We start from the raw sequence: 9919 nt of genomic DNA on the forward strand, positions 1-9919 counted from the left end.
GAGCCCTCCCGTGACCACGAACCCCAGCGCCGAACTCCTCGACAGCCTGATCACCGCGACCGGCCAGACCACCGCCGCACGGAAGGAGGTACGCGTGTGGTCCATGTCCGGCGTCGAGCGCGTGACCTTCCCGGACGGCACCACGGCCATCTTCAAGTACGCCAAGAAGCCCTTCGACAGCGAGGACCAGGCCCTCCGCCTGGCCCACACACTCGGCGTACCCGTCCCCCAGGTCCACGCCTCCGTCGTCCTGGACGGCTGGCTCGGCATGCTCATCGAGGACCTCGGACCGTCCGTACGCGAGGCCGACGACCTCGACGGCGTCGCCGCGGCCGTGATCCTGCACGGCACCCGTGCGGCTCCGCCCTTGCCCGTCCTTGACCAGGAGCGGCTGCGCACGCTCCCGGCCCGGGCACTGGAGCACCTCGAACACCTGCGCAAAGCCGACCGGTGGCAGGATGCTGACGACGTCGCGGACGCGCTCAACCGGATCGCCCAGGCCGCCGAGGCCCGCTCGGCCGGAGCGACGCTGGAACCGTTCGGCTGGGTGCACTCCGAGTTCCACCCCACCAGCCTCCACATCGGCAAGCACGGGTGGCGACTACTCGACTTCGCCCGCGCCTTCACCGGCCCCGGCCTGCTCGACCTCGCCAGCTGGCACGGCACCATCGAGCCCCCACACCCCGTGCGCCTGCGCGTCTTCCTGGAGCAGTACGTCACCGCCGACGGCACACCCGACGCCCTCGCCCCGCGCGGCGGGCTCACCGCCGAACACTGGGCCCTGGGCTGGCACCGCATGTGGGCCGTCGAGTGGTTCATGGAGCAGTCCATCCGCTGGATCAACGACCCGACAACCGACCCCGCCTACATCAAGGCCGTCCGCCGCCACCTCACCGACGTCCTCCACCTCCTGGAGATCTGACGTGCTCGCCCAGGCATCCCCCTGGCACGCCCACGCCGCTCAGCGCACCGCCGCCGGACTCGCCGAACCCCTGTCCGTACCCGCCCGGATGGAATGGACCACGAGACCCGGCCAGGGGCCCGGGGCTGACGTCCTCGGCCACGGCCTGCGCGGCAAGCGACTCCTGGAACTCGGCTGCGGCCCCGGCCACAACGCCGCCCACCTCGCCACCCGTCACGGCGCCCACGTCACCGGCGTCGACCTGGTCGGCCTCCAGGTCCGCCGCGCCCGCTCCCACTACGGCCGACTGAACAATCTCACCTTCATTGCCGGACACGCCCTGGACTACCTGCACGCCTCTGACGAGCAGTTCGACGCGATCTACTCCGTCTTCGGCGCTGTCGGCCTCGTCGCCCCCGAGCTCCTGCTCCCGGCCATCGCCCAGCGCCTCACGCCCGGCCGGGTGCTCGCCTTCTCCGTCCCGCACCCGCAGCGTGGCGGCCGCAGCCCTTCGGGGGACGACCGGCCTCGCCGCGACTTCGTCACCCTGCCCGACCGCACCCGGCTCCCCATCGCCCGCTGGGAGTTCTCCACGGACCGCTGGGAGAAGCACCTTAGCCAGGCCGGCTTCTGGCTCACCTCAGCCCAGGAGTTCCACGACCCCCGCATGGGCCACTGGCCCACCGCCCTGCTGATCCGCGCCCGCAAGCTCTGACAGCTGCGCTCATCCGGCCTATGGAGGACCGATGCGCCCGCCCTACCTGCTCCTCGACATCGACGGCGTCCTCATACCCTTCCCCAACACGGACGGCTCGACCCCGGCCACTCACGCCCGCCACGACGTCGTCCCCGCTGGCCGCAGCGCCGACAACCCGGTCACCGTCTGGCTCAACCCCGACCACGGACGCCTTCTCATGGACGTCATCCGAACCGGCCTGCTCACCCCCGTCTGGTGCACCAGCTGGCGCCAGGACGCCACCACCCTCATCGGGCCCCTTCTCGACCTCCCGGCCCTGCCGCACGTCGACCTGCCACGTCCCCAGATCACCACCAGCCACCCCAACGGCTACCTCTGGAAGCGCGACCACGTCGACGCCTGGCTGGGCGACGCCTGCGCCGTCTGGATCGACGACGACTTCACCAGCCTCGACCACGCCTGGGCGGCGGAGCGCACCGCCAAGGGAACACCGACTCTCCTCGTTCAACCCGACCCGCACCTCGGGCTGCAGCCCGAGCACCTGACTGAGGGCACGACGTGGGTCGCGCAGTTACCCGTAGCCCGAGCCGCCTGACGACTGTTGCCCTCGCTGCCACGGACAGCGAGGGCAACAGGGTGCGTAACGGGCGGCCCGAACGCGACCTCGACTGATGGGCTGGCGTATTCGGGCTTCCTCGTCATGAGTCACGCCACGTCAGGCCGTCGACTCGTTGAGGCGGTACTCCTCGGAGGGCATCGAGTCCCATTCGGTATTCGCGCCGTCGCGCGTCACCATGAACAACGGGCGCGATCGGAGGACCGGCCCGACTAGTTGCCCGCGCATGACGACCCCGGGATCATCCGGTCCTGCGTAGCCCTCGGGCGTGTAACGGAAGTACACGTCCATTGCCTCGGCATACGCGATTGCGTCGCTCTCCAGCTCCGACAGGTCTCGCCCGACCAGCGGGATTCCGTCGTATGCGACCTGGGGACCGTACACGGCGTCGACAGCAATGCAGAAGAGGCCCACAGCTTGACTCACATAGGTTGTGACGGCAGACGGAGAAGGAGTCGCCCCGTGACGGCGGACCTCGACCTTCCAGGTCGGCGAGAAAATCGCGTGGTGCGGTGCACAATCGCTGACCTTCGTCTGGCCGAGTGTCTCGGCCGCCTCGACCACTTCGTCGACGGTCATACCGAACCGGAACGGTCCCACTCCGACAGCCGGCGCATAGGACCACTCATCCCGTCCGGCGACTCCGAAATCGGCTTCGGCCTTGAACGCCATAGTCGCCCCTCTAGAGACACCTGAGAACTCACCGGCGCCCATCATGTCAATCACCGACCAGCAGACTGCCGGGTGCGGCCGGGCGCGAAAGGCTGTGGACTCAGCGATCGCCTCCGGCGACGGCTTCCGATGTCCACGCGAGGGCTGGATAACGGGCCCCGCTGATCGTCTACGAGGTCGCCGTCCTGGCGGCCGACGACTGCGGAGTGGGCCACGGCTGGTCGTCAGGTGTCGTTGCGGGGCGGCCGGCCAGTACGTAGTCGCGGTACTCATCGCCCGCCATGGACTGGTTCACCCAGCGTTCGAGTGCGGCTCCCGTTTGGCTTTCGGCGGCCTGCATGGCAGCAAGCGGCTCGCTTGTGGTTGCCAAGAGCAGGCCGAAGTCCTCTTCCTCGTCGTCGAACAACGGCGGCAGCGAATCCAAGTCGCCCGTCAGGGGTTCGCAGTCGAGAGCGGCGTGGAGGTAGACCTCGTAGGAACCTCGGGCCGGTCGTATTTCGACCCAGCGGACCCCCGGCCTCTGGGGGTCCCGGCCGGTCCGAGGAACTGCTCGACGGAACGCCCCCGCTTGAGGGCGCCGAGGATGAATGGTTCTGCGAGATAGCGCACGCCGGAAGGCTACGGCGTGATGAGGATGCGCGTCCGCAGAAGGGAATCTGATCGGGGCGTCAGCGGTGTCGACTGCACTCTCCCGGCCTCGTAGCCACTGGTGTGGCCGGAGGGCGCGGCGTGGCAGACATGGACGACGTGCCGCTGATGAAGCCTCGGTTGCGAGCCGCTTGCGCCCGCCGGTTCGGCTCAGCGGTGATGCGCCAGTTGAGGACCTCGGCGGGGCGTTCCGCGCTGTCGAGTTCCCGCTGGGTGCCCACCTCGGCCAGGAGGCGTCGGGGGTTGTGGCCGGCGGTCTCGGCTTGGGCGAGGGTTGTGGTCAGGGCGGTCCAAGTGGGGTCGGCGAGGATCCGGTCGGCATGGTCGGGGAGGGCCGCGCGAACGTCTTGCTCGTAGCGGCGGGCGGTTGCGGCTCGTGGTGCGCGGCGGGTCAGGTCCGCCAGGACGGTTGGGGCGGCCTGCTGGTAGCCCGCCTGGAGGCGGCTGAGGGCTTCCTCGGCCGCAGCGGCCTGCTGTTCGTGGCCGCGCTGTTCGTGCCACTTGGCGGCGGCGCGGGCCAGGTGCACGGTGGCGAAGAGCAGGGCGATGGCGAGCCCGCCCGGCTCGTTGGAGGCGTAGGCGAGTTCCTTGGCGGCCTTGCGCAGGGCGGTGGCGGCCTGGTGGTCGGCGCGGGTGGCGGAGCGGCGGGCGCGGTTGAACGCCATCGCCGCCGCCCGCAGTTCCGCCCGGTGAGGGCCGGTCATGGCGCTGGCGATGCTGTACAGGGCGTCGCCGAAGGCGGCCAGGTGGCCCTGGGCGGTGGCATCGTCACCGGAGGCGAGGACGGTGCATGCCGCGTGTATGGCGGTAGTGGTGTGGCGCCATGGGTCGGCAGGGTCCGCCACATGCCGGGGGCGGTCGGCCATCTCCTGGTCGGGGAGGCGTTCGCGGAGGCGGTTGATGGAGAGGTCGGGGGCGAGTTTGGAGCCGCCGTACCAGACGGGTTCGTCGGCCGCGTTGGTGTCGCCGGGGGCGGCGAGGCTGTAGCCGATGACGTCGCCGGTCTCGGGGCCGAGGCGTGTCTTGACCTTGATGCCGAGGGACTGGAGCACGGTGAAGTAGTCGGCTTCGGTTTGTACGGCGGCGGCGACCGCGTACGCCTGCTCGCGCAGCCACTGCCGTGCCGTGACCGTCTGGCCCTGGCGCTCGGCCTTGGCGCGTTCGGCGCCGGTCGGGGTGCGGGGCGCGGTGAGGTCGCCGGACTTCAGGCGGCGCAGGCCGAACTCGATCTCGATCTTGCGGCATTCGGCTTGGGCGCGCTGTCCGTCGTGGTGGGTGCGGGGGCGGCGGCCGTCGGCGCGGACGGTGGTGGCCATGATGTGGATGTGGTCGTCGGCGTGGCGTACCGCGATCCACCGGCATGCCTTCTCGTCGCCTTCGGGGGCGATGCCGGTGGCGTGAACGATGCGGCGGGCGACCTCGGCCCACTCGGCGTCGGTGAGGTAGCGGTCGCCGGGCGCGGTGCGGACCGGGCAGTGCCAGACGTGCTGGGGCGGCTTCTTGCCGCCCAGCTCGCGGGTGCGTAGGTCGACGTGGGTGTCGAGGCGCTGGGCGAGCTGGGTGTAGGTGGCTGCCGGGTTGCGGCCGGGGTCGGGGGCGCCGGCCATGTCCCAGGCGGCGACGATGTGTGCGTCGGTGTGTTCGTCTCGGCGGCCGGGGCCGAAGAGGTAGGCGATCAGTCCGCGGGTGTCGGAGCCGGTGGAGACGTCAGGAACCATGCGCGGTGCCCTCCGTCAGGAGCTGGTCGATCAGTCGGTAGCTGCTCTCGGCCGCTTGCTCGACGCGGTCCAGTACCGTCTCGGCGCGCTCGGGCACTGTTCCTCGGTGGATGGCTGCGGTGATCTGGTTGAGGTTCCTGCCGATGCGGTTCAGCGCGACCGTCTGTGCCTCGACAGCCTCGATCAGAGGACGGACCGGGTCGTCCTCCGGGCTGCCGACCAGCCCCGCCTTGCCCAGGGCGACGGCCAGGGCGGCGTCCCCGACGAATCCGGCGAACTTCTGACCGCGCTGGTGAGCGGCGGCGCTGATCACACCGACCGCGGTCCGCGTGAAGCGGATGGTCTTCTCTTGGTCGCGCTTCTCCACCGTGCGCTTGCGGTTCATCAGCGCGGGCAGAACGGGGGCGTCGAGGTCCCGCCAGGAGGGCTGCTCGGCGGGCGGTTGGACATCGGTCGGCGGCTGAGTGGGAGGGGTGACGGGGGCGGCTGCGGGTGGGCAGCTGGTCTCGGCTATGCCCTCCTCCGGCTCGGGCGCCCCCTGGCGCTCGGCCTTCTCCTCCGCCACCTCTGGGGCGGGGGCAAGCGCGGACGAAGCCTCGTTAGAGGCTCGTTCGCTCCAGCTTGCTGCTGATCGGAAGGCCGGGCCGAAGAATCCCTTGCGGCGGCGGGCGGGGGCGTGGTCGGTGCTCGTTTCGGGCATGGTGGTGCTCCGGTGATTGTGTGCGGTGGGGCTTCGTCACGTCCGTCGCATCCGTCCCGTAGCTGGTCAGGACAGGTACGGAGGCGGTCGCAGGTACGGAGTGATCCGTATCGGCGAGGAACTCCGTCCCCGCGCTGACCTGCGCGGGGACGGATGCGACGGATGGATACGGAGCTGGTGTCAGCGAGTGGGCCGAGGGCCGGCAGGCCCGCCGGGCGGGCCGATGGGCAGCGTCCCGGACGGAGGGGCCGGTGGCTTGCCCTGGGCTCGCCGTGCGACCACGGCCTCGACGACTGCGGGGGCCGGTTGGGCAGGGTCGGGGCAGTAGCGGGCCCAGGCGTCGAGGAACTGGTTTCGGGCGTATGCCTTGGCCTGCCTACCGTTCTCGAAGCGGTGGTTGGCCGGGCTAATGCCGAAGTCGCGCAGCAGGTTGGCCAGGTGGTAGGCGTTCAGGCCCTTCGTCCCGCACTCGGCCCACGGCCCCTCGGCGTCCTGGATGAGCGCGGCGAGCAGGTCGTGGCTGCGCAGCGCCTCTTGGCCGCCGTGCTGCTCGAAGACTCGGCGGATGTCGCGGAGCAGCCGGGTCTTCAGCGTCGTCTGTTCGTCCTGGGCCAGCTCGGTGCGAGTCATCGCCAGGCAGGCGGCGCGGGCCCGCGAGGGCCAGTGGCCGCCGGCCAGGTCGGCGACGATGACCAGGGGCTCCCAGGTGTCGGCGGCCCGGTCTTCGACCGGCATTTGCGGAACCAAGCCCTCTGCGGTGCTCCGCAGCGGGGCCAGCCAGGCGGCCAGTCGGTCGCGCAGCGCGTTCAGTTCCGGGACGGAATACCGCGAGCGGAACGGGGCTATGCGCTCACCCGGCTTGCGCTTCTGCATGCGGAGCACGACCGCCCGGTCCATGATCGTGTCTGGCAGGTCGCCGATCCCGGCGAGCGCCGCCATGGCGAAGGTGGGAAACGCGGTCGCCTTGTGTTCCGGGCCGGAGATCCGCCAGGCGGGGCGGTTGCGCTGGTGTCCGGCGTTCAGCAGGCCGCGCAGGTCCTCTTTGTCGCCGGCTTTGGGGCCGAAGATGGTGTCGGCCTCGTCCACCAGCAGCGTCGGCGGGTCCTCGCCGATGACGCGGAAGACCACCGCCGGTGAGGTATTTACCGTCATCATCGGCTTGTGCACGGTCTCGTGGAGCACGTCCAGGACGCGGGACTTGCCGCAGCCCTTCGTTGGTCCCACCACCGCCAGGCGCGGCGCGTGCTGGAGGGCAGTCTGGATGTGGGAGGCCGCCACCCAGAGAGTGACCGCGGTCAGGGCCTCCTCGCTCGGCAGCACGACGTACCGTCCGATCGCGGCGCGCAGCTCGTCCAGTACGGCGGTCCCGTCCTGGTCCCGGTCCGCCGTGAGACCGGCGTGCTTGCGGTCCCCAGTTTCCGGTCCGGGTTCGGCCCCCGTCCCCGGATCACCGTGGTCCACCGGGACCGACGGTCCGGGTTCGTCGGCCGACTGACCGGAACTTTCCGTCCGGTCCTCGGCTTCCGGGCCGGGTCCACGGTCCGGGTTCCCGGTCCGGTTGGTCAGGCCACTGAGCTGGGAGTTCTCCGCCGGTCCGGGTTCCTGGTCCGGGTTGACCGGAACTCCGGTCCGGGTTCCAGTCGCGGACCGGTGCGGTTCCGGACCGACCAGACCAGCGGCACGGTCCGGGTGTTCGCCGGTCCCTGGAGAGGCGGACCGGCCGTCCGCTCGGTCCGGACCGTGCCACGGGATGCCCTGCCCGGGGACCGCGACCGGCGGCCAACCGCCTGCAGCGGAAGCGGTCGACGGGGTGGGGGAGGAGATGTCCTCCATAGGCGTTCCTTTCTGGCGAGGGGCGGAGCGGAGCCTGTTCCGCCTTCTCGTCGGGTGGTCGTTCAGGGATGAGTGAGGGGCCCCAGAAGCTTCGGGTCTGTGGCTACGCGGCCAGGCCCCACTCGTTCTGGCCCTCGATCAGCGTCTGCTCGTACCGCAGCAGCTCGGCCTCGGGGTACAGGACCCGCTTGCCGACCTTGATGCCGCGCGGCCCCCTCCCGATGTGGCGCCAGTAGCGGACGGTGCTCTCGGCGGTGCGGTAGCGCTCGGCGACCTCGGCGGTGGTCAGGTATCGCATGCATTCCCATTCGACTAGAGGGCGTTTCGGATCTGAATAATGTTGTACCGGACGATCCCCGGTTACTCGAATCGGGAAGCTCGTGTTTCAATCTGCATAGCGGGGATCGTTGTGATGGATGGAGGCGTGATGGCAGGCGACAGGCCCGAGGGCGGCGAGGTACCGCTGCTCTACAGCGAAGGGAACGTGGCCGCGCGCGTGGCCCTGGAGCGCGAGGTCAGAGGGTGGAGCACGACTGAGCTGGCGGAGCGGGTGACCAGGGCCGGCGTCAAGATGAACCAGACTGCGGTCTGGCGCATCGAGAACGGCACTCCTCGCCGGCGCATCAACCTCGATGAGGCCCTCGCCTTCTCACGCGTCTTCGAGCTTCCTCTCGAAGAGCTAATGTCCCCGCCCCTGGAGGGGCTCGACATCGACAGCCGGCGCCTCGTCCAGGAGGCCGTCGAGGCGTTCTACGAGGCCCGCGACGCACGCGACCGCCTCCACCACGCCGTGGTCGCCATCGCCGACCACATCAAGGCCCACCCCGACAGCCCGCGGGCCATCCACGAGCAGTGCCTCCGCCTCATGGGCGACGAGCGCGACGCTCGCACGCTCAGCAACGACATCGAGGACCGCGGCCACTACTGACAACCGACACGAAGGAGAAGCCACCTGGCCAACATCCAGAAGCGCCCCAACGGCAAATGGCGGGCCCGCTACCGCGACCTCGACGGCAAGGAGCACGCACGCCACTTCGAGCGCAAGATCGACGCCCAGCGATGGATCGACGAGGTCACGGCCAGCCTGGTCACCGGTCAGTACGTCGACCCGCGATCGGCGAAGAAGCCCTTCAAGGAGTACGCGGAGGAATGGCGGGCCATCCAGCCGCACCGGCCTTCCACGGCCAAGGCGGTGGCCCAGCACCTGCGCTGCTACGTCTACCCGGCTTGGGAGAAGCGGTCACTCGGCGCCATCAAGCCCGGCGACGTACAGAGTTGGGTCACCAGCCTGACCACCACGCACGGGCTGGCCGCCAGTACCTCACGGACGGTCTTCAACACGGTCAACGCCGTCTTCCGGGCGGCCGTCCGTGACCGGATGATCCCTCACAACCCTTGTGCCGAGGCGAAGCTGCCCTCGGTGCCCCGGAAGAAGATCGTGCCGCTGGCCGTCGAGCAGGTGCGGACGCTGTCCGAGGAGATACCCGCCCGCTACAAGGGCCTCGTCCTGCTCGGCGCGGCCACCGGGCTCCGCCCCGGCGAGCTCTTCGGCCTCCAGGTCCGCCACCTCGACCTGCTGCACGCAACCGTCTCGGTCGAGCAGCAGGTCCAGCAGACCGCCAAGCACGGTGTGTACGTCTGCCCGCCCAAGACCGATCGCTCCCACCGCACGGTCCCGCTCCCCCGCATGGCGGTGGATGCGATGAAGGCCCATCTGCGGGACTTCCCCGCCGATGGCCCCGAGGGCTGGCTCTTCACGGCGCCGCAAGGTGGGCCCGTGGTCTACACGCACTTCATGGACGCGTCCTGGCGGCCCGCCTGCGCGAAGGCCGGCATACCGAAGGGCACCGGACCCCACGCCCTCCGGCATCACTACGCCAGCCTGCTGATCAAGCACGGCGAGTCCGTGAAGACGGTCTCCGAGCGTCTCGGCCACACCAACGCGGCCATGACGCTGAACATCTACACCCACCTGTGGCCCGACTCCGAGGAACGGACCCGGGCCGCCGTCGACAAGGCGTACGCGGACTGCCCTGCGGACGGCGAGACGCTTGTCACTGAAGCGGCATAGCGGCTACCCCCGGCTGGCCGAAGCCAGCGCGCTGCCGACTCAGTGCGGACGGTGAAGGCCACC

At 70.2% G+C, this 9919-nt stretch carries 11 protein-coding genes; 5 read left to right on the forward strand and 6 right to left on the reverse strand.

The annotated features are described in order from the left end of the window. The first annotated feature begins 10 nt into the window (after positions 1-10). Genes ACH4PU_RS03180 through ACH4PU_RS03190 form a run of 3 tightly spaced genes read left to right on the forward strand, consistent with a single transcriptional unit; the run spans position 11 to position 2193 of the window. Positions 11-922 carry an aminoglycoside phosphotransferase family protein gene (locus tag ACH4PU_RS03180; RefSeq protein ID WP_398264992.1) on the forward strand — a complete coding sequence of 304 codons (912 nt, stop codon included), beginning with the start codon at positions 11-13 and terminating at the stop codon, positions 920-922. 1 nt (position 923) lies between these two features. Continuing rightward, complete coding sequence (locus ACH4PU_RS03185; RefSeq protein ID WP_398264995.1) at positions 924-1616, forward strand: class I SAM-dependent methyltransferase; 693 nt, start codon at positions 924-926, stop codon at positions 1614-1616. A 31-nt stretch (positions 1617-1647) separates the two neighbouring features. Next, positions 1648-2193 carry an HAD domain-containing protein gene (locus tag ACH4PU_RS03190; protein WP_398264998.1) on the forward strand — a complete coding sequence of 182 codons (546 nt, stop codon included), beginning with the start codon at positions 1648-1650 and terminating at the stop codon, positions 2191-2193. A 120-nt stretch (positions 2194-2313) separates the two neighbouring features. Here ACH4PU_RS03190 and ACH4PU_RS03195 read toward each other — a convergent pair whose 3' ends face one another. From ACH4PU_RS03195 to ACH4PU_RS03220, 6 genes are all read right to left on the reverse strand, one after another. Further along, positions 2314-2886 (reverse strand): hypothetical protein, encoded by a 573-nt coding sequence (locus ACH4PU_RS03195; protein WP_398265001.1) that lies wholly within the window; start codon positions 2884-2886, stop codon positions 2314-2316. A 169-nt stretch (positions 2887-3055) separates the two neighbouring features. Beyond that, the gene (locus tag ACH4PU_RS03200; protein WP_398265004.1) at positions 3056-3292 is read right to left on the reverse strand and encodes a hypothetical protein; all 237 of its coding nucleotides are present in this window, start codon (positions 3290-3292) and stop codon (positions 3056-3058) included. Between the two features lie 262 nt (positions 3293-3554). After that, positions 3555-5252: a relaxase/mobilization nuclease domain-containing protein gene (locus ACH4PU_RS03205; RefSeq protein WP_398265007.1), complete on the reverse strand. Its 1698-nt coding sequence runs from the start codon at positions 5250-5252 to the stop codon at positions 3555-3557. Next, positions 5242-5817 carry a hypothetical protein gene (locus ACH4PU_RS03210; protein WP_398265364.1) on the reverse strand — a complete coding sequence of 192 codons (576 nt, stop codon included), beginning with the start codon at positions 5815-5817 and terminating at the stop codon, positions 5242-5244. Before ACH4PU_RS03210 ends, ACH4PU_RS03205 begins: the two co-directional genes overlap by 11 nt. A 315-nt stretch (positions 5818-6132) precedes the next feature. Next, complete coding sequence (locus tag ACH4PU_RS03215; protein WP_398265010.1) at positions 6133-7413, reverse strand: DUF3631 domain-containing protein; 1281 nt, start codon at positions 7411-7413, stop codon at positions 6133-6135. 475 nt (positions 7414-7888) lie between these two features. Then, entirely contained in the window at positions 7889-8083 is a 195-nt protein-coding gene (locus ACH4PU_RS03220) for a helix-turn-helix transcriptional regulator (protein WP_398265013.1), read from the reverse strand. 129 nt (positions 8084-8212) lie between these two features. On the opposite strand from ACH4PU_RS03220, the gene ACH4PU_RS03225 reads away from it, so the two are divergent. Together ACH4PU_RS03225 and ACH4PU_RS03230 are read left to right on the forward strand one after the other, a co-directional pair. Then, positions 8213-8713: a helix-turn-helix transcriptional regulator gene (locus tag ACH4PU_RS03225; RefSeq protein WP_398265016.1), complete on the forward strand. Its 501-nt coding sequence runs from the start codon at positions 8213-8215 to the stop codon at positions 8711-8713. Positions 8714-8869: 156 nt separating this feature from the next. Next, positions 8870-9856, forward strand: a complete 987-nt coding sequence (locus ACH4PU_RS03230) for a tyrosine-type recombinase/integrase (RefSeq protein ID WP_398265367.1) — start codon at positions 8870-8872, stop codon at positions 9854-9856. Positions 9857-9919 lie beyond the last annotated feature (63 nt).

Origin of the sequence: Streptomyces sp. NPDC021100 (genome assembly GCF_044333095.1) — a bacterium.
GTDB lineage: Bacteria > Actinomycetota > Actinomycetes > Streptomycetales > Streptomycetaceae > Streptomyces.